The 19,658-nt window shown below is 55.1% G+C and carries 15 protein-coding genes; all 15 read left to right on the plus strand.

Going from position 1 to position 19,658, the window contains the following annotated elements:
- Nucleotides 1–13: 13 nt before the first annotated feature.
- The 15 genes from MKY58_RS07770 to murG all read left to right on the plus strand — a co-directional run bounded on the left by MKY58_RS07770 (nucleotide 14) and on the right by murG (nucleotide 19,259).
- On the plus strand, nucleotides 14–1,009 hold the full coding sequence (locus tag MKY58_RS07770; RefSeq protein ID WP_036713512.1) for an ABC transporter ATP-binding protein: 996 nt from the start codon (nucleotides 14–16) through the stop codon (nucleotides 1,007–1,009).
- Nucleotides 1,006–1,935, plus strand: a complete 930-nt coding sequence (locus MKY58_RS07775) for an ATP-binding cassette domain-containing protein (RefSeq protein ID WP_339324102.1) — start codon at nucleotides 1,006–1,008, stop codon at nucleotides 1,933–1,935. The genes MKY58_RS07770 and MKY58_RS07775 overlap by 4 nt, the downstream gene beginning before the upstream one ends.
- 250 nt (nucleotides 1,936–2,185) lie before the next feature.
- Nucleotides 2,186–3,817: a bacillithiol biosynthesis cysteine-adding enzyme BshC gene (bshC, locus tag MKY58_RS07780; protein ID WP_339324103.1), complete on the plus strand. Its 1,632-nt coding sequence runs from the start codon at nucleotides 2,186–2,188 to the stop codon at nucleotides 3,815–3,817.
- A gap of 30 nt (nucleotides 3,818–3,847) precedes the next feature.
- Nucleotides 3,848–5,119, plus strand: coding sequence for an adenosylhomocysteinase (locus tag MKY58_RS07785; RefSeq protein ID WP_339324104.1), 1,272 nt, complete (start codon nucleotides 3,848–3,850; stop codon nucleotides 5,117–5,119).
- A gap of 215 nt (nucleotides 5,120–5,334) precedes the next feature.
- Nucleotides 5,335–5,772 carry a division/cell wall cluster transcriptional repressor MraZ gene (gene mraZ / locus MKY58_RS07790; protein ID WP_036713507.1) on the plus strand — a complete coding sequence of 146 codons (438 nt, stop codon included), beginning with the start codon at nucleotides 5,335–5,337 and terminating at the stop codon, nucleotides 5,770–5,772.
- Between the two features lie 20 nt (nucleotides 5,773–5,792).
- Entirely contained in the window at nucleotides 5,793–6,743 is a 951-nt protein-coding gene (rsmH, locus tag MKY58_RS07795; protein WP_339324105.1) for a 16S rRNA (cytosine(1402)-N(4))-methyltransferase RsmH, read from the plus strand.
- Nucleotides 6,744–6,820: 77 nt separating this feature from the next.
- The gene (locus MKY58_RS07800; protein WP_339324106.1) at nucleotides 6,821–7,246 is read left to right on the plus strand and encodes a hypothetical protein; all 426 of its coding nucleotides are present in this window, start codon (nucleotides 6,821–6,823) and stop codon (nucleotides 7,244–7,246) included.
- Between the two features lie 18 nt (nucleotides 7,247–7,264).
- Entirely contained in the window at nucleotides 7,265–9,574 is a 2,310-nt protein-coding gene (locus MKY58_RS07805; protein ID WP_339324107.1) for a penicillin-binding transpeptidase domain-containing protein, read from the plus strand.
- Nucleotides 9,575–9,687: 113 nt separating this feature from the next.
- The gene (locus tag MKY58_RS07810; RefSeq protein WP_339324108.1) at nucleotides 9,688–11,640 is read left to right on the plus strand and encodes a stage V sporulation protein D; all 1,953 of its coding nucleotides are present in this window, start codon (nucleotides 9,688–9,690) and stop codon (nucleotides 11,638–11,640) included.
- A gap of 56 nt (nucleotides 11,641–11,696) precedes the next feature.
- The gene (locus MKY58_RS07815; protein WP_339324109.1) at nucleotides 11,697–13,184 is read left to right on the plus strand and encodes a UDP-N-acetylmuramoyl-L-alanyl-D-glutamate--2,6-diaminopimelate ligase; all 1,488 of its coding nucleotides are present in this window, start codon (nucleotides 11,697–11,699) and stop codon (nucleotides 13,182–13,184) included.
- Nucleotides 13,184–14,587, plus strand: a complete 1,404-nt coding sequence (gene murF / locus MKY58_RS07820; RefSeq protein ID WP_339325082.1) for a UDP-N-acetylmuramoyl-tripeptide--D-alanyl-D-alanine ligase — start codon at nucleotides 13,184–13,186, stop codon at nucleotides 14,585–14,587. The genes MKY58_RS07815 and murF overlap by 1 nt, the downstream gene beginning before the upstream one ends.
- 20 nt (nucleotides 14,588–14,607) lie before the next feature.
- Nucleotides 14,608–15,573, plus strand: coding sequence for a phospho-N-acetylmuramoyl-pentapeptide-transferase (gene mraY, locus MKY58_RS07825; protein ID WP_212947153.1), 966 nt, complete (start codon nucleotides 14,608–14,610; stop codon nucleotides 15,571–15,573).
- 3 nt (nucleotides 15,574–15,576) lie between these two features.
- Nucleotides 15,577–16,998, plus strand: coding sequence for a UDP-N-acetylmuramoyl-L-alanine--D-glutamate ligase (murD, locus tag MKY58_RS07830; protein WP_339324110.1), 1,422 nt, complete (start codon nucleotides 15,577–15,579; stop codon nucleotides 16,996–16,998).
- A 48-nt stretch (nucleotides 16,999–17,046) separates the two neighbouring features.
- A complete protein-coding gene (gene spoVE / locus MKY58_RS07835) occupies nucleotides 17,047–18,144 on the plus strand; it encodes a stage V sporulation protein E (RefSeq protein WP_339324111.1) in 1,098 nt (365 codons plus the stop codon).
- 5 nt (nucleotides 18,145–18,149) lie between these two features.
- Nucleotides 18,150–19,259: an undecaprenyldiphospho-muramoylpentapeptide beta-N-acetylglucosaminyltransferase gene (gene murG / locus MKY58_RS07840; RefSeq protein WP_339324112.1), complete on the plus strand. Its 1,110-nt coding sequence runs from the start codon at nucleotides 18,150–18,152 to the stop codon at nucleotides 19,257–19,259.
- Nucleotides 19,260–19,658: the final 399 nt, after the last annotated feature.

Here is a 19,658-nt window from a genome sequence, read left to right on the forward strand (position 1 = left end):
AGGAGGTGAGATCATGGATCCGATTTTACAAGTAAAAGACCTGCATGTCTCCTTTAAGGTCAAGGGCGGAGAGGTGAAAGCCGTTCGCGGCATGAACTTCGAAATCGGCAAAGGGGAAACGGTGGCGATCGTGGGCGAATCCGGCAGCGGAAAAAGCGTCACGGCCCAAACGATCATGCGCCTCATTCCGTCCCCGCCGTCCCAAATCAAAAGCGGTGAAATCATTTTTCAGGGCGAAGACATCCTGAAAAAGACAAATAAAGAGATGGAAGCGATCCGCGGCAAAGATATCGGCATGATCTTCCAGGATCCGATGACTTCCCTCAACCCTACGATCAAAGTAGGCAGACAAATCACGGAAGTGCTGATGAAGCACCAGAAAATGACGAAAGCCGAAGCCAAGGAGCGCGGCATCGAAATGCTGAAGCTCGTCGGCATCAAAAACCCGGAGGAACGTTTCGGGCAATACCCGCACGAGTTCTCCGGCGGCATGCGCCAGCGCGTCATGATCGCGATCGCGCTGGCCTGCAATCCGGCGCTGCTGATCGCGGACGAACCGACGACGGCGCTGGACGTGACGATTCAGGCGCAAATCATGGACGTCATGAAGGATATGCAGAAAAAATTCGGCACCTCCATCATTTTGATTACGCACGACCTTGGCGTCGTGGCCGGCATGTGCGACCGCGTTATCGTCATGTACGCCGGCGAAGTGGTGGAGACCGGAACGAAATGGGAGATTTTCAAAAACCCGCAGCACCCGTATACGAAAGGGTTGCTTCGTTCCATGCCGCGGCTGGACCAGAAGAAAAACGAGCCGCTGATTCCGATCATCGGCACGCCGCCGGATCTGATCAAGCCGCCGATCGGGTGCGCGTTTTGCGCGCGCTGCGACGAGGCCATGAAGGTCTGCGAGCGCCTCAACCCGGGCGAAACGGTATTCAGCGACACCCAGTCGGCGCGCTGCTGGAATCTGCATGAAATGGCGAAGGAGGTTCGTTCGTCATGAAAGAAAACCATTTGATCGAAGTCGAAGGCTTGAAAAAATATTTTAACGTCGGAAACGGCAAAATCGTCAAAGCGGTCGACGATCTCAACTTCTTTATCCGCGAAGGCGAAACGCTCGGGATGGTCGGCGAATCCGGCTGCGGCAAATCGACGGCCGGCCGCACCATTCTCCGCTTGTACGAGCCGACCGCCGGAAGCGTCCGGTTTAACGGAACGGACATCTACAAGCTGTCGCCGGGCAAAATGAAGGCGATGCGCCGCGACATGCAGATGATTTTCCAGGATCCGTACGCATCGCTGAATCCGCGGTTTACCGTATCGGACATCATCGGCGAAGCACTGGACATCCACAAAATGGCGGGAAGCCGCAAGGAACGGAAGAAGCGGATCGAGGAACTGCTGGACATGGTCGGTTTGAACCCGGACCACGCGACGCGTTATCCGCATGAATTTTCGGGCGGCCAGCGCCAGCGGATCGGCATCGCCCGCGCGCTTGCGGTCAATCCGAAATTCATTATCTGCGACGAGCCGATTTCCGCGCTGGACGTCTCCATCCAGGCGCAGGTGGTCAACCTGCTGCAGGAGCTGCAGGACCGTCTCGGCTTGACGTATTTGTTCATCGCGCACGACCTGTCCATGGTCAAGCATATCAGCGATCGCGTCGCGGTCATGTACCTCGGCAAAATGGTCGAGCTTGCGGACAGCGAAGAGCTGTATGCCAACCCGATCCACCCGTACACCAAAACGCTGCTGTCGGCGATCCCGATTCCGGATCCGGAAATCGAGGAGAACAAAAAGCGGCTCGTGATGAACGACGGATTATCGGGGCCGATCCATTCGGCCAAAGACGGAAATGCAGCGGCGGAGGAAGACACCCGGCTGGTGGAAGTATCCAAAGGCCATTGGGTAGCCGCTCCTTACGCCTAAGCTTCGAAGAGGCTGCCGCCGGTTTGAACCGGCGGTTTTTTTTCGTTTGGGCATGGCATACCGGAGAAAGAAGAGTTATAATAATGAAACTGTAACTATTTCGGAAGCATTTGTTCAGGAGGCATGGAAGCTTCCTTCCGATTTCTTTGACGCATGCTGGATCTTTGGTTACAATCAAGGAAGATTTTTGGCAAGGATGCACATATTAAACGAACGATTCAAACAGGTACGATAATAGGAGGCAGACCTCATGAATGTAGTATCGGATTCGCTGAAGAGCGGCTCGGCTCTCGCAGATGATTATATAAACCGCTATGCGCGGGTACAGGATCTGTACGGCGCGGATTTCCGCGACGAAGAGGCCTGGACGCGCCGCGCGGAATGGCTGGATGCATCCGAAGAAACCCGCATCGACAGAAAAGCCCTCGCGGCCTGTCTTCGACAATACAATAAGAAGCATAACGACCATCAAGAGGTACATAAGTCGCTCGATTTGCTGGAGCAGGCGGGTACGCTTGCCGTCGTTGGCGGACAGCAGAGCGGACTGTTTACGGGTTCGCTGCTTGTCGTCTATAAGGCGCTGACCATCGTGCTTGCCGCGAGGGAAGCGGCGGAGCGGCTGCAGCGTCCCGTCGTTCCGGTATTCTGGATTGCCGGCGAAGACCATGACTGGGATGAAGTGAACCATACCCATGTCATGACGCCGGAACTTCAAATCGCCAAAATCAAAATGGACGCGACTCCAGGTCCGCGCGGGCCGGTGAGCCAGATCCGGGTAACCGGGGAGCAATGGAAACGATCGCTGGACCATTTGGCCAACCTGCTTCCCGACAGCGTCAACAAACCGGCCATCATGGACCTGCTGCATCAAACCGCGGAATCCTCCGGCAACTTGAGCGATGCTTTCGCCAAACTGCTTGGCCGGTTGTTCGGCGAATGGGGCCTGATTTTGCTTGATTCGGCGGATCCGGAGCTGCGCCGGCTGGAGATCCCCGTTTTCGAACGCATCATCAAGCACAATGACGAGCTCGGCGACACTTATCAAGCCGCCGCCGCGAACATAACGGGCAAGGGGTATCCGCTTCAGGCCGACGTCACGGCGGATTGCGCCAATCTTTTTTATGTTTATGAAGGAAACCGGCTGCTGCTGCATAAACATAACGGGAACTTCGCGGACCGCAAAGGCATCGTCAGCTTCACGAAGGAACAACTCGAGCTTGAGCTTGCGAACCACCCGGAACGGTTCAGCAACAACGTTTTGACGCGGCCGCTCATGCAGGAATCCTTGCTTCCGGTGCTGTGTACCGTGCTCGGACAGGGTGAGATTTCGTATTGGGCGATTACGAAAGGAGCCTTTTCCGAGCTTGGATTGCAGATGCCGATTTTGCTTCCGAGAATGTCCTTCACGTTTATTAGCGGATCGGTGCGGAAATACATGGACCATTTCGGCCTTACGTTCCAGGACGTCCAGCACCGTTTTGCCGAGGCGCGCGAGCGCTGGCTGAACGCCCAGGCCGACCTGCATATCGAACCGAGGTTCGAAGAGGCGCGCGCGGCTTTCGAGAAGCTGTATGACCCGCTGATTCAAGAGCTGAGCACGATCCAGTCCGGGCTGCTGCCGCTCGGGGAGAAAAACAAGGACAAAATCCTCGAGCAAATCGCCTATCTCGAACGCAAGACGAAGCAGGCGCTGGAAAAGCGGCATGAGGCGGCGCTCCGCCAGTGGGATTCGATCGCCGCATCCCTGTTCCCGAGCGGCAAACCCCAGGAGCGGGTCTATAACGTTTTCTACTATATAAACCGGTACGGCTTCGGATGGATCCAAGACCTCATGGACAGCTGTACGCGCTACGCGGCGGAACATCAAATTATTGAAATGTAGCAAAACCTATTTACGACGAGGAGGTTTTTCATGAGCACGTTGTCCTTGAAAAACAGCATTGTAAAGGATATGTCTTTGGCCCCGGAAGGGCATCTGAAAATCGATTGGGCTTCGGCGCATATGCCGGTATTGAATCAAATCCGCAAGCAGTTCGAAGCGGAGCAGCCGTTTAAAGGCCTTAAAGTGACGATTGCGCTTCACCTGGAAGCCAAAACCGCCTATTTGGCGAAAGTTGTGCAGGCGGGAGGCGCCGAAGTGACGATCACGGGCAGCAATCCGCTTTCCACGCAGGACGACGTGTGCGCGGCGCTGGTGGAAGACGGCGTGACGGTGCTGGCCAAATACAATCCCGACCCGGATGAATACAAAAGCTTTTTCATTCGCGCCCTGGAAACGAAACCGGATCTGATCATCGACGACGGAGGAGACCTGGTCACGATCCTGCATTCGGAGCGTCCGGATCTGCTGGAAACGATCCGCGGCGGGGCGGAAGAAACGACGACGGGCATCATCCGCCTGAAAGCGCTGGAGAAGGAAGGTTTGCTGAAGCTGCCGATGGTGGCCGTCAATGACGGGTACTGCAAATATCTGTTCGACAACCGTTACGGAACGGGGCAATCGGTCTGGGATGCGATCAACCGTACCACCAACCTCGTCGTTGCCGGCAAAACGGCCGTCGTCGTCGGTTACGGCTGGTGCGGCAAAGGGGTGGCGATGCGCGCCAAAGGACTCGGCGCGAAGGTCATCGTGACCGAAGTCGATCCGATCCGCGCCGTGGAGGCCCATATGGACGGTTTTGAAGTGATGCCGATGATCGAGGCGGCAAAACACGGCGATATCTTCGTGACCGTGACAGGCAACCGCGACGTCATTGCCGGAGAACATTTCGACGTCATGAAGGACGGGGCGATTTTGTGCAACGCCGGCCATTTCGACGTTGAAGTCAACAAAGTGGATATGGCCAGCCGGGCGGCATCGATCCGGACCGTCCGCCGCAACATCGAGGAATACGAACTGAAGGACGGGCGCAAGCTGTATCTGCTGGCGGAAGGACGCCTGGTCAATCTGGGCGCGGGAGACGGGCATCCGGCGGAAATCATGGATATGACGTTCTCGCTGCAGGCGATGTCCCTGAAATACGTTAACGACAACTATAAGACGATAGGCAATAAGGTACTGAACGTGCCGCTGGAAATCGATCAGCAGGTAGCTCGCTACAAGCTTGAAAGTTTGGGCATCGGAATCGATGCGTTGACCCAAGGACAGATCGAATATTTGGACAGCTGGACAACGCAAAAGTAAAAGGAAATTTATGGCCGGTTTTTATATTCCCATAAACCCCTTGAATCCTTATGGATCAAGGGGTTTATTCGTTTTTCCGAGAGAGGCTTCTGGTTTTATATCCAAAAAAAAGCAAGTCCTCGGAAGGATTTTGATTTTGGGTGGCGAATCTAGTATCCTTAAGTGGTGGAAAGTGGTGCAAAGTGGGGATTTGGGGTAAGGAGTTGAGTGGCCGAATGTTTATGGGGGAGTTTCAACATAGCATCGATGATAAAGGCCGTTTGACGATCCCTGCCAAATTCCGCGAGCTTTTGGGCGCATCCTTTGTCATCACCCGCGGCTTGGACCAGTGTCTTTTCGTTTACCCGATGAACGAATGGAGCATCCTCGAGCAGAAGCTCAAATCGCTCCCGCTCATGAAATCCGATGCCCGCGCGTTTACCCGCTTCTTTTTCTCGGGAGCGACGGAATGCGAGTGGGACAAACAGGGAAGGGTAAATTTACCGGGCAATCTGCGCGGGTACGCCGGACTCGAGAAGGAATGCGTGGTCATCGGCGTGTCCAATCGCGTGGAAATTTGGAGCAAGGATACCTGGGAGGCTTATTTTCAGCAGTCCGAGGGCACGTTTAACGAAATTGCTGAAAAGCTGGTCGATTTTAATTTTGAATTGTAATAAGTCTGGAGGGCTGCAGCTTGTTTCATCACATCACGGTGCTTAAAGAAGAAGCGACAGAAGGGCTGCACATTAAACGAGACGGCATTTATGTCGACTGTACGCTTGGCGGGGCGGGGCACAGTTCCCTGATCGCATCCAAGCTTGGAGAATACGGCAGGCTGATTGCGCTGGATCAGGACGACTGGGCGCTGAATAACGCCAGGGAAAGGTTGGCTCCTTACGAGGACAAGGTTTCCTTGGTCAAAACGAACTTCCGCCATTTGGAGGACGCGTTAAAAGAATTGGCGGTGCCGATGAAAGACGGCATACCGCAGGTGGACGGCATTTTGTACGATCTGGGGGTATCCTCGCCGCAGTTTGACGAAGGGGAGCGCGGCTTCAGCTACAATCATGATGCTCCGCTCGACATGCGCATGGACCGATCCTCGGACCTGACGGCTTGGCATATCGTCAATGAATGGCCGGAGCAGGAAATCGCAAGGGTGTTGTACCGGTACGGGGAAGAAAAATTTTCCCGCCGTATCGCGAAGTTCATTATCGAACACCGCAAAGAGGCCCCTATACAAACGACGGGGCAGTTGGTCGATATTATTAAAGAAGGAATTCCAGCGGCCGCGCGCAGAACCGGCGGGCATCCGGCGAAGCGGAGCTTTCAGGCGCTGCGGATCGCCGTCAACGACGAACTCGGGGCATTCGAGGAATCGCTCCATCAGGCCGTTCGGTGCCTGGCGCCCGGAGGAAGGGTGTCCGTCATTACGTTCCATTCCTTGGAAGACCGGATTTGCAAGCAAATTTTTAACGGCTATGTCGGAAAATGCACCTGTCCGCCCGATTTTCCGATGTGCGTCTGCGGCGGGAAAGGCGAGCTGAAGCTGGTGAACCGGAAGCCGATCGTTCCCGGCGAAGCGGAGCTCGAACAAAATCCGCGCGCGCGTTCGGCGAAGCTGAGGGTAGCCGAAAAACTATGAACGGCAGCAAATGCTTTTTACGATACAGAGGCTCTATGCTTGTGAAAGCGTAAGACTATGATGAAGGGGAAGAAGACATGGCCTATACCCGTGGTAACTTGGCAGTAAAAGAACAAGCACAGACAAAGCGCAAATCTCCCGGTTACCGGGAAAAGACGATGGTGGTCACCCGCCGAACCTATCTTCCGGTCAAAGAAAAACTGCTTTATTTGTTCACGATCGTCGCATGCGTCATGATCGCAAGCCTGGTCATCTGGCAAAACGCGAACATCTACGGGCTGAACAAAGAATACCAGAAGATCGAAAAATCGATCAAGGCGTCGAAACAGGAGATCAGTAGGCTGACGGTCGAGAAGCAGCAACTGGAAGTGGGAATCCGCGATAAAGCGAAGCAAATGGGCTTCGAGGAAACCAGCGACCAGCAGGTCATCCATGTCGTGCGCACGCCGATCTCCGCCAAAGGCGGGGACGCAACAAACGGTTCCGGCACCGACAAAAAATAGAGTTTGTGAGGTTGGAGCATGGTTAAAAGAATAAAACTTCGCACTTTGTTACTAGGAGGATTCATCACCCTCCTTTTTGTTGTTTTGTTTATTCGCATGTTTACGCTGCAAATCGTTCAGGGCGCGGATTGGCACGAGAAGGGCGTCGCCAGGTGGGAGAAGCAATCGAAAATCCCGGCGGAGCGGGGCACGATTTCCGACCGGAACGGGGACGTGCTGGCGATTAACGCCCCGGCCTATACGGTCGTGGTCAGCCCGGAAGCGCTCCATGCCAACGGCCTGACGGACAAGGTCGTGGACGGGCTTCATCGCATTTTGGGCAAAAACGTTGACGAGCTGAAGGCGCTGGTGAACGCGAAGGACAGCAAAACCGGCGAATACGCCAAAAGCCGCGAGGTCCGCAACGAGGGCTGGAAAATCGACGAAAGCAAAAAAAAGCAAATCGATCAGCTGAACGACCAGTTGAAGGAAGAGCTGAAAAAGAACAAGAAAGGCCAGGAAACCGGCCTGGGCACGATCAAGGAATCCAAACGTTATTATCCGAAAGGTACGCTCGCCTCTCACATCCTCGGGTATACGGACCGTGAAGGCAAGGCGGTAGCCGGATTTGAATACATGTTCAACAAGAAGCTGGAAGGGACACCGGGCTATCTGAAATACCAATCGGACACGTCTGGCGACAAGCTTCCTAACTCGAACGAAATCTATCAACCTGCCGTCAATGGTAAAAATTATAAGCTGACGATCGATAACCAGATCCAGTATTATATCGAAGATGCCATGAAAGAAGCGTTCAACGAATACAAGCCGATCAGCATGACGGTTATTGCTGCCGATCCCAAGACGATGGAAATTCTGGGGATGGCCAATTTGCCGACCTTTGATCCGAACAAATACTGGAATTATAACGATAACAAGAAGAGTTTTTTCAATTATGCGGTAAAAGCCACATACGAACCGGGCTCAACCTTCAAGATCGTCACGTTGGCCGGGGCAGTGCAGGAAAAGCTGTTTAATCCAAACGCGTTCTACAAATCCGGAACAATTAGGGTGCAGGGCACCCACCAGGATCTGCACGACATTAAGCGCTCAGGCTGGGGAACGATCTCTTACCTGGAAGGGGTTAAACGTTCCAGTAACGTGGCATTTGTTAAGCTAGGAGAAATGCTGGGCAAGGAACGGTTATTGAAGTATATCAGAGATTTCGGCTTCGGAGAAAAGACGGGCATTGATCTGCCGGGGGAAGTATCAACGAAGATCAATCTGCCGGGCCCGGTCGAAGTAGCCACCGCTTCTTACGGCCATGGCGTATCGGTCACGCCGATCCAGCAGCTTGCGGCGATCAGCGCCGTGGCTAATGGGGGCAAACTGTTAAAACCGCAAATCATCAAAGAAGAGGTTGATCCGAATAACGGAACCACCAAGACTTTTCCGCCTTTTACAGTACGTCAGGTCATTTCGCCGGAAGCTGCCAAAGAAACGAGTTATTACCTAGAGCAGGTTGTCGCTGACCGGAAAGACGGCACGGGGAAAAATGCATACATCGACGGTTACCGCGTAGCAGGTAAAACGGGAACGGCTATCAAGACTGTAAATGGCAAATACGATTCTTCCAAATCAGTCGTATCCTTTATCGGTTTCGCACCGGTCAACGACCCGAAAATCGCGGTCATCGTCATCATCGACCAACCGAACGATCCGACCGTGGGCGGCGGCAAGGCGGCGGCTCCGGTCTTCAAGAAGATCGTTTCGCAGTCGCTGCAGTACATGGGGGTACCAAGAAGCATCGAAAAGAAAGATGAGAAGGACGAAAAAAATAACGCTATCCAAGCGCAAAACCGTCCGCCTGCTCCCGATTTGACGAACAAAAACCTGAAAGACGCGGAAAAGCAGCTCCTCAAAGCGGGCATCGCTTTCGATACGTTGGGCAAAGGGGAGACGGTCGTCAAGCAGTTTCCGGTTAAAGGGACGCCGCTTAGCCCGGGACAACGGATTTATTTGTTTACCCAAACCGACAACGTCATGGAGGTTCCCGACCTTACCGGCGAATCGCTGCGCGACGCCTTGGATGTTCTCACGTTGATGAAGGTTTCGGTAAACGTTAGCGGCGAAGGGTATGTCGCCAGCCAGAAAGTCACGAACCAGAACGGGAAACGGACGGTGCAGCTGACGTTAAAGCCGGCGGATGTGCTGGACGAAAGCAAGGACGGAGACGAAGACAACTCGGATAAGGATGATAAGGATCGGCAAACCGGAAAAAACGAACAGGCCGGCGGTGGGAATCAATCTTCATTGGGCAGAACCAACGGCGTCAACAATGATAACTGAAAAATTCGGATAAAACCCTGTCATTTCAGGGCAGCTTGTTCTATCCCCTGTTTGTCCAGAATACGATGTTAGGAATAAGACATGACGATCTGGATAAGCAGGGAGGAATAAGAGTGAAAGTTTCGAATGTGACGCGCAGACGCAGACTTCTCGTAAGCCTGGCCGTTCTTTGCTTGCTGTTTGCTGCTATAATAGTAAGGCTTGCGTATGTCCAACTGGGCAAAGGAGCGGAACTCTCGGCGAAAGCGGAGGAAAACTGGAGAAGGCAAATTCCGTCCGTCGCCAAACGGGGCGAAATCCAGGACCGGAACGGCGTGCCGCTGGCGTACAACATCAGTTCGCCTACGATTATGGCGGTGCCGGTTCAGGTCAAAGATCCCGACAAGACGGCAAGACTGCTTGCGCCTTTGCTCGGGATGACGGAAGAAAAGATCAAAAGTTTGGTTACCAAAAGATCGATGAGTGTGAAACTTCAACCCGGTGGACGCAAAATTACGATGGAGCTTGCTCAGAAAATTCGTGATTTAAACCTGCCGGGTATCGTTGTTGCCGAGGACAATAAGCGGTATTATCCTTATGGGGATCTTGCGAGCCATATTCTCGGCTTTACCGGGATCGACAACCAGGGCTTGACCGGCGTCGAGAAAAAATACGACAGCAAGCTGAACGGCATCCAGGGCAGCATCTCGTATCTGTCGGACGCCGGCGGCCGCATCATGCCGGGTTCGTCGGAAAAATACGACGCGCCGAAGGACGGGCTGACGTTAAAGCTTACGCTCGAAAAGTCGATCCAATCGATCATGGAGCGGGAGTTGGATCAGGCCATGGTGCAGTATCAGGCCAGGGGCGCCTGGTCCATCGCCATGAATCCGAAAACGGGCGAAATTTATGCGATGGCGAGCAGGCCCGGATACGAACCGGGAAATTACAAGGAATATGCTTCCGAGGTCATTAACCGCAACCTGCCGATCTGGATGACCTACGAACCGGGTTCGACCTTTAAGATCATCACGTTAGCCGCGGCTCTGCAGGAAAAGAAAGTCGACCTGAAAAACGAACGTTTTTTCGATCCGGGTTACATCAAAGTTGGCGGCGCCACGTTAAAGTGCTGGAAGCGCGGCGGCCACGGCAGCGAAACCTTCCTGCAGGTGGTTGAAAACTCCTGCAACCCCGGCTTTGTCACCTTGGGCAACCGGCTCGGGAAAGACACGCTGTTCAAATACATCCGCGATTTCGGCTTCGGCGCGAAAACGGGCATCGACTTGAACGGCGAGGAAAACGGGATTTTGTTCAAGCCTTCCCGCGTCGGCCCGGTCGAACTGGCGACCACCGCTTTCGGACAGGGCGTCTCCGTCACGCCGATCCAGCAGGTGGCAGCGGTCTCGGCGGCCATCAACGGCGGGTATTTGTATAAACCGTACGTGGCGAAAGCGTGGGTCAATCCGGATACGGGCGAGGTCGTCAGCGAAAACAAACCGCAGCTGGTCCGGCAGGTGATCTCTGAGGAAACGTCGAAGCAGGTGCGCGAAGCGCTCGAAAGCGTCGTGGCCAACGGCACCGGGCGCCCGGCCTTCATCGACGGCTACCGGGTCGGCGGCAAAACGGGGACCGCGCAGATCGTCGTCAACGGACGGTACTCCGCTACGGAGCACATCGTGTCGTTTATCGCTTTCGCGCCGGCGGACGATCCGCAAATCGTGGTTTACACGGCCGTCGACAATCCGGCGGGCATCCAGTTCGGGGGCGTGGTCGCCGCGCCGATCGTGCAAAACATTTTGCGGGATTCCCTTCAGGTTTTGAAGGTGCCGCCGCGCAAGGATCAGCTGCCGAAGGCATACAAATACGGAGACACGCCGATCGTTACCGTGCCGGATCTGGTCGGGGCGACCGTGCAGGATTTGTACGAGGATCTGAACATGAATTTCGTGCTGTCCAAATCGGGCACCGGCAACACGGTCATCAGCCAGGCACCGAAGCCGGGCAGCCGGGTGGAACGCGGGTCGACCATTCGCATATACATGGGGGCCGATCCGGAGCTGAAGGAACAGAACAAAGCTCCCCAATAGAGGTCTTAATCATCGCGGCAATGGACGATAATAGAAACTAGAGCGAGGGATATGTAATGAAACTGAACGAACTGGCTTCAACACTAACAATTGCAAAAATCAAAGGAAGCGGGGACATCACCATCACCGGTCTTCAGACCGACTCGCGCAAAGTGGCGCCCGGGGACGTGTTTATTTGCTTGCCCGGGCATACGGTGGACGGCCATGATTATGCCGGGCAAGCGGCCGAACAAGGAGCCTCGGCGCTTGTCGTCGAACGCGAGCTGGACATCGACCTTCCGCAGGTCATCGTCAAGGACTGCCGCTACGCGATGGCGGTGATGGCGGATGCGTTTTTCGGCTCTCCCAGCTCCCACATGAAAATGATCGGCGTCACCGGAACGAACGGGAAAACGACCACCACTTACCTGATCGAAAAGATGATGAACGACCACGGAATCCACACCGGCTTGATCGGCACGATCCAAACCCGTTACGGAGGCCGAACGTTCCCGATGTCCGGCACGACGCCGGAGGCGCTGGAGCTGCAGCGGTCCTTGGACGACATGTCCGCCAATGGCGTTCAATGCTGCGTGATGGAGGTTTCCTCCCATGCGCTGGAGCAAGGGCGGGTAAAAGGAACCGATTTCCGTACGGCCATTTTCACGAACCTGACCCAGGACCATCTGGACTACCATAAAACCATGGAAGAATACAGAGCCGCGAAAGGCCTCTTTTTCTCCCGGCTCGGCAACAAATTCGGCCGTCAAGCCAGCGAGCGGAAATTCGCCGTATTAAACGCTGACGACGAAGCATCGCAATATTTCGCCAAAATTACCGCCGCCGAGGTCATTACATACGGCTTGGACGAAAAAGCCGACGTGCGCGCATCCAACATCTCCATCACGGCCCAAGGCACGTCGTTCCATGTGGACACGTTCCGCGGCAGCGCCGACATCCAGCTGAAAATGGTCGGCAAATTCAACGTGTACAACGCGCTTGCGGCCATTACGGCAGGGCTGCTCGAGGGGCTTGAACTGGACGGCATCAAGCGCAGCCTGGAATCCGTGCCGGGCGTCGACGGACGCGTGGAGGCCGTGGACGAAGGCCAGCCGTTTGCGGTCATCGTGGATTACGCGCATACGCCGGACGGCCTGGAGAACGTGCTCAAAACGGTCAAAGAGTTCGCCAAGGGACGGGTCATTACCGTGTTCGGCTGCGGCGGCGACCGCGACCGCACGAAACGCCCGGTGATGGGCAAGCTTGCCGCGAAGTACAGCGACTTCGTCATGGTTACTTCGGACAATCCGCGGACGGAAAACCCGGACCTGATCCTGAAGGACATCGAGGCGGGGCTCGCCGAAGATGCCGTGCCTCAGGACAAATACCGGCTGATCGTGGACCGGCGGGAGGCCATACAAAAGGCTATTGAAATGGCAAGCCCGGACGATGTAGTATTGATTGCGGGGAAAGGTCATGAGACCTACCAAATCATTGGACATACGAAATACGATTTTGACGATCGGGTCGTGGCCAAGGAAGCGATAAGGGGTATGAACAAGTGATTACGAAGAAGTTGGGCGAAGTAGCGGTCATGTGCGGGGGATCCCTGGCGCATGACCATGATTGTGATATACGGGTCAAGGGGGTCTTTACGGATTCCCGCAAAATCGAAGCCGGCAGGCTGTTCGTGCCGCTGGTGGGCGAAAAATTCGACGGCCATGCCTTTGCCGCGGCAGCGCTTGAAGGCGGCGCATGCGCCGTGTTATGGCAGCGGGACCGGGGCCTTCCGCCGGAAGGTCCCGCCATCGTCGTGGAGGACACGCTTGCCGCGCTGCAGGCATTGGCCAAGGCTTATTTGGCCGAAGTCGGATGCCGCGTCGTCGGCATCACGGGCAGCAACGGAAAAACTACGACGAAGGACATGGTATACGCGCTGCTCGGAACTTCCTTTAAGGTTCATAAAACCGGCGGGAATTTCAACAACCATATCGGGCTGCCGCTGACGATCCTGGAAATGCCGGAAGATACGGAAATCGCCATTCTCGAAATGGGCATGAGCGGCCGCCACGAGATCGAGGCGCTGTCAGCCATTGCCTCCCCCGACGTGGCCGTCATTACGAACATCGGCGAAGCCCATCTCCTTCAGCTCGGATCGAGACACGAAATCGCCCGTGCCAAGGTGGAAATCATCAGCGGCATGAAACCGGGCGGCCTGCTGGTTTACCATGGCGACGAACCGTTGATTCCGCTGGTGCTCGGCGAGCCGGAGACGGTAAAACCCGAAGGGCTGAAAACCTTCACGTTCGGCATGGATCCGGACAAAAACGACGATTATCCGACGGGCATGATGTTCCATGCGAAAGGCGTCATTTTCACTTCCCATCGTCATCCCGAGGAAGGTCTTGACCTGCCGCTGCTGGGACAGCATAACGTCATCAATTGCCTTGCCGCGCTTGCGGTGGCGGATCACTTCGGCATCGGGAAGGAGCAGATTCGCGAGGGATTGTCCGGGCTGCGTTTGACGGGGATGCGGATCGAGCAGATTACGGCGCCAAACGGCCTTACCGTGCTCAATGACGCCTACAATGCCAGTCCGCTCTCGATGAAGGCGGCAATCGACGTGCTGGACAGCCTTAAAGGCCACCGCAAGAAAATTGCCGTTCTCGGGGACATGCTTGAGCTTGGGCCGAAAGAGCTCGAGTTTCATGCCGAAGTCGGAGAATATGCCGCGGACGGCAAAGTCGACATGCTGTATACGTACGGAACGCTGTCGGCGGAAACCGCAAAAGCCGCCAAAAACAAACGTCCGGATATTCCGGTCTATCATTTTGCCGATAAAAAGGAACTCGCCGCCCATCTTGCCGGGCAGGTACATCCGAAAGACATCGTGCTGATTAAGGCTTCGCGCGGAATGAAATTGGAAGAAATAGTGGATGCTCTTGTCGATCAAGACTTGCATAACTAACATACGGAGGGGGTGAATCCATGGATTATCAATTGCTGCTGCTGACGATCGGAGTTTCGTTTATTCTCGCAATCATTGCCGCTCCTCTCCTGATTCCGCTGTTGAGGCGGCTGAAGTTTGGACAGCAGGTACGGGACGACGGCCCGCAAAGCCACTTGAAAAAAGCCGGTACCCCGACGATGGGCGGCGTCGTGATCATTTTGGCGTTTACGCTGTCTTTCTTGAAGTTTTCGGTCATTAATACCGATTTTTATGTCATGCTCGTCGCCACGCTTGGTTTTGGCCTCATCGGATTTCTCGATGATTATATCAAAATCGTGTTCAAACGTTCGTTAGGTCTGACGGCGCGCCAGAAGCTGGTCGGCCAGCTGCTGTTTGCGGCCATCATGTGCGTTTTGCTCATTCAAAACGGGCACAGCACCGCGATCCACGTGCCTGGAACCTCCTTTTCGTTTGATTGGGGCGGATGGTTCTATTATCCGTTTATCGTGATCATGATGCTTGCGATCAGCAACGCGGTCAACTTTACGGACGGCGTGGACGGCCTGCTGTCCGGCGTGAGCGCCATCGCGTTTGCGGCTTTTGCCCTGGTGGCGATGCAGGCGACGTCGCTGTCGGCAGCCGTTTGCGCCGCGGCGATGATCGGAGCGGTACTCGGCTTCCTGGTGTTTAACGCGCATCCGGCCAAAGTATTCATGGGCGACACGGGCTCCCTCGGCATCGGCGGAGCGATCGGTGCGATAGCGATCGTGACCAAAACGGAGCTGCTGTTCCTTGTCATCGGCGGCGTGTTCGTCATCGAGATGTTGTCGGTGGTGCTGCAGGTCGCATCGTTTAAAACGAGAGGAAAACGCATATTTAAAATGAGTCCGATCCACCACCATTTCGAATTGTCGGGATGGTCGGAATGGCGCGTCGTCATTACGTTCTGGCTGGTGAGCATCGTACTCGCGGGCATCGGACTTTACTTGAACAAGGGGTTGTAGAATATGAAGCATCCAGAATCGTACAGGGATCAGGAAGTCGTCGTGCTCGGCCTTGCCAAAAGCGGTGTACAAGTTGCCAAGGTCATGCACGCTTACGGCGCGAAAGTGACGGTCAACGACCAAAAAGACAGAGATCAATGCCCCGAAGCCGGGGAACTGGAGGCGCTCGGAATTACCGTCATTTGCGGCGGTCATCCGGCGGATCTGGTTCATCCCGGTATTTCTCTGCTTGTCAAAAATCCGGGCATTCCATATAAAGTAGGTCCGGTGCAAAAAGCGCTCGAGCTCGGCATCGAAATCGTAACCGAAGTCGAGGTCGCCTATCATATTTGCAGCGCGCCTATTATCGGCATCACCGGCTCGAACGGCAAAACGACGACGACGACCTGGGTCGGAAACATGCTGGAAGAAGCCGGCCTGCGCCCGATCGTGGCGGGCAACATCGGAACGCCGCTTTGCGAAGCCGCTCAACATGCGGACAGCGGCAACTGGATGGTAACCGAGTTGAGCAGCTTCCAGCTGAAAGGAACGAAGGCATTCCGTCCGCGGATCGGATGTTTGCTGAATTTGGCGGAAACGCATCTCGACTACCACGGAGATATGGAGGATTATGTCGCCTCCAAAGCGAAAATGTTCGCCAATCAGGGAGAAGGAGATACCGCCGTCCTCAATTGGGATGATTCCACCTGCCGCGAGCTTGTGCCTTATATCAAGGCGAAAATTCTGCCGTTCTCTATTAGCGAAGAATTGGCGGAAGGCGTCTATGTCAGCCCGCCGTTTATCCAGGGCGCAGAAGACGATTTGCCGCGGAAGATCGTGTACCGGGATGAACATGGCCGTCTGACGGAGATCATCCCCGTGGAGGAAGTCGGTATTCCGGGCCGTTTTAACGTTGCAAATGCCGCGGCCGCCTGCGCGATCGCCATTGCCGCAGGCGTCCCCGCAAACCGGCTGAGGGGTCCGCTGTCCTCCTTCCGCGGCGTGGAGCACCGCCTGGAATACGTGAAGGATTTGAACGGAGTCGCCTACTACAATAACTCGAAGGCGACCAACTCCAAAGCGACGATGATGGCGTTGACATCCCTTCATCGTCCGATCGTTTTGATCGCCGGGGGCCTCGATCGGGGTTCGGATTACATGGAGCTGGTGCCGGCATTGTCGGAACGCGTCAAAGCGGTCATCGCTCTGGGCGAAACCGCGCGGAAAATCGCCAAGGTATCGGAACTTGCCGGATTAAAGCATATCGTCGTCGTCGATAATGAGGATGACGCCGCCGGCACGCTGCGCGCAGCCGTCAAGGAAGCCGCAGCCGCCGCAGAACCGGGGGATATCGTGCTTTTGTCTCCTGCCTGCGCCAGCTGGGACATGTTTGCTTCCTATGAGGAGCGTGGACGCATTTTTAAAGAGGCGGTGCATAATCTTTAAGTAGGGGGGTGGATAAGCCCCTACTTTTTTGCAAAAGGTGGCCTCTTCATGAACAAGACACGCCCGGCGCCGGACTTGTGGCTGTTTCTATGCATTATGGGACTGCTCGCGATCGGCATCATTATGGTATACAGCGCAGGTTCGGTACTGGCTTTCCACGAACACGGAGACTCTTTCTATTTCGTCAAACGGCAGTTGCTTTTTGCCGGACTTGGGCTGGTAGCGATGTTTTTTACGGCCAATATCGATTTTCGGGTATGGAAAAAATACGCCAAAATCGCTTTGATCGTTTGCTTCGTGCTGCTGGTCATCGTGTTGATACCGGGGATCGGCGTTGTTCGCGGCGGCGCGCGCAGCTGGCTGGGCATCAGCTCGTTCGGGATCCAGCCGTCGGAGTTTATGAAGCTGGGCATGATCCTGTTCCTTTCCAAATGGCTCAGCAGCGACGAATGGGACATTACGAAGTTCGGCAAAGGTTTGATGCCGCCGCTCGGGTTGGTCGGACTGGCCTTCGGCCTGATCATGCTCCAGCCGGATTTGGGGACGGGAACGGTTATGATGGGAGCAGCGATGATGATCATTTTTACGGCCGGAGCGCGTCTTGGCCATTTGGGGATGCTGGGATTGGCCGGAGCCGCAGGCTTCGTCGGCCTCATTCTTGCGGCGCCTTACCGGCTGAAGCGGATTACCGGATTTCTCGACCCTTGGTCCGATCCGCTCGGTACGGGGTATCAAATCATCCAATCTTTGTACGCCATCGGGCCCGGAGGGCTTGGCGGTTTGGGTCTTGGCATGAGCCGTCAAAAGTACAGCTACGTTCCGGAACCGCAAACGGACTTTATCTTTTCCATTTTGGCCGAAGAGCTGGGGTTCATCGGCGGATTGATCGTGCTTCTGCTCTTTTTGATTCTGGTGTGGCGGGGCATGCGCATCGCCATGACGATACCGGATCGTTTCGGCAGTTTGTTTGCGGTAGGCATCGTCGGCATGGTTGCCGTGCAGGTCATTATCAATATCGGCGTCGTGATCGGACTGATGCCGGTAACGGGCATTACGCTGCCGCTGATCAGCTATGGCGGCTCGTCGCTGACGCTGATGCTGACCGCTCTCGGCATTTTACTTAATCTATCAAGATACGCGAGGTGATCGGCATGCGCGTCGTGTTAACAGGCGGAGGAACCGGGGGACACATCTACCCGGCTATCGCCGTTGCGAGGCAATGCGAAATAGAAGATCCGGATTCAAAATTTTTATATATCGGCGGTACCAAAGGTTTGGAAAGCACGCTGGTTCCGCAAGAGCAAATTCCGTTCCAATCGATCGAAATTACGGGCTTCCGCCGCAAATTGTCGGCCGAAAACATCAAAACCGTGATCCGATTTTTGAAAGGCGTCAAGGCTTCCAAGCGGATGCTCGCCGAATTCAAGCCGGACGTGGTCATCGGCACGGGCGGTTACGTCTGTGGTCCGGTCGTTTACGCCGCCGCCAAGTTGGGCATCCCGTCGATCATCCATGAGCAGAACGCCATCCCGGGGTTGACGAACAAGTTTTTGAGCCGGTACGTCAGCACGGTCGCCGTCAGCTTCGAAGGATCGGAGCGCTCTTTTCCTAAAGCCAAACGGGTAATTTACACAGGGAATCCGCGTGCAACCACCGTGCAGTCCGCCAACAAGGAGCGCGGTTTCGCATCGCTGGGCATTCCGATGGACAGCTCGGTCGTGCTTGTCGTCGGCGGCAGCCGCGGAGCGAAGGCGATCAACGATGCCATGATCGAAATGGCGCCGCAGCTTGAGAAGCTGAAGCATATCCACTTTGTTTATGTGACGGGCGAACATTACTTCGAAAAAACGCGGGAGGAGATCCGGAGCAGGCTCGGCAGCATGCCTAATCATCTGCATGTGCTTCCGTACGTGCACAACATGCCCGAGGTGCTGGCGGCCACGTCGCTGATCGTCAACCGGGCGGGAGCTTCTTTTCTTGCCGAAATAACCTCGTTGGGGATTCCGTCCATCCTGATTCCATCCCCGAACGTGACGAATAATCACCAGGAGGCCAACGCGCGGCAGCTGGAAAAGGCCGGAGCCGCCAAGGTCATTTTGGAAAAGGATTTATCGGGAAAAAGACTCTTTCAATCTATTGAGGATATCATGGGCGATTTGCAGGTGCAGAGGGAGATGTCGGGGCAATCGAGAAAGCTTGGAAAGCCCGACTCCGCGAACTTGATCGTCGAAGAGATGCGCCGGCTCATATCGGGGCGGTGAAAGGGGCTGGGCGATTGTCACACACTGGTCGCGCGCGACATAAGATACTCTATAATCGTGACAATCACCAACCCGAACGCCGGCCCCGCCCGAACCTGCGCGGAAAAAGCCGCAGCTTTAGGTCCGAAGCTGGAACGTTGATATAGCGGAAATCCCTTTTGGTCAGGAAGATACCGGCTGGTTGTCATCAAGCCGCACCGCGAAAAACTGTAACCATGCTAAGCCGCCGGAGCTCATGGGTCTGATGTGTCACGCAAAAACAAGTCCGCTGAAAGATTGCACTGGATGTTAGGCCGGTCAATGACAGCAGAGGACGATCTCATCCTGTAGCATTCATTTTACGAAACTGAAATCTCGAAGCAGGCACCATCGGCAAATGCCTGCTAGGGAGAATGCGGC

It is taken from the genome of Paenibacillus sp. FSL W8-0194, assembly GCF_037969745.1.
Classification (GTDB): domain Bacteria; phylum Bacillota; class Bacilli; order Paenibacillales; family Paenibacillaceae; genus Paenibacillus_AQ; species Paenibacillus_AQ cookii.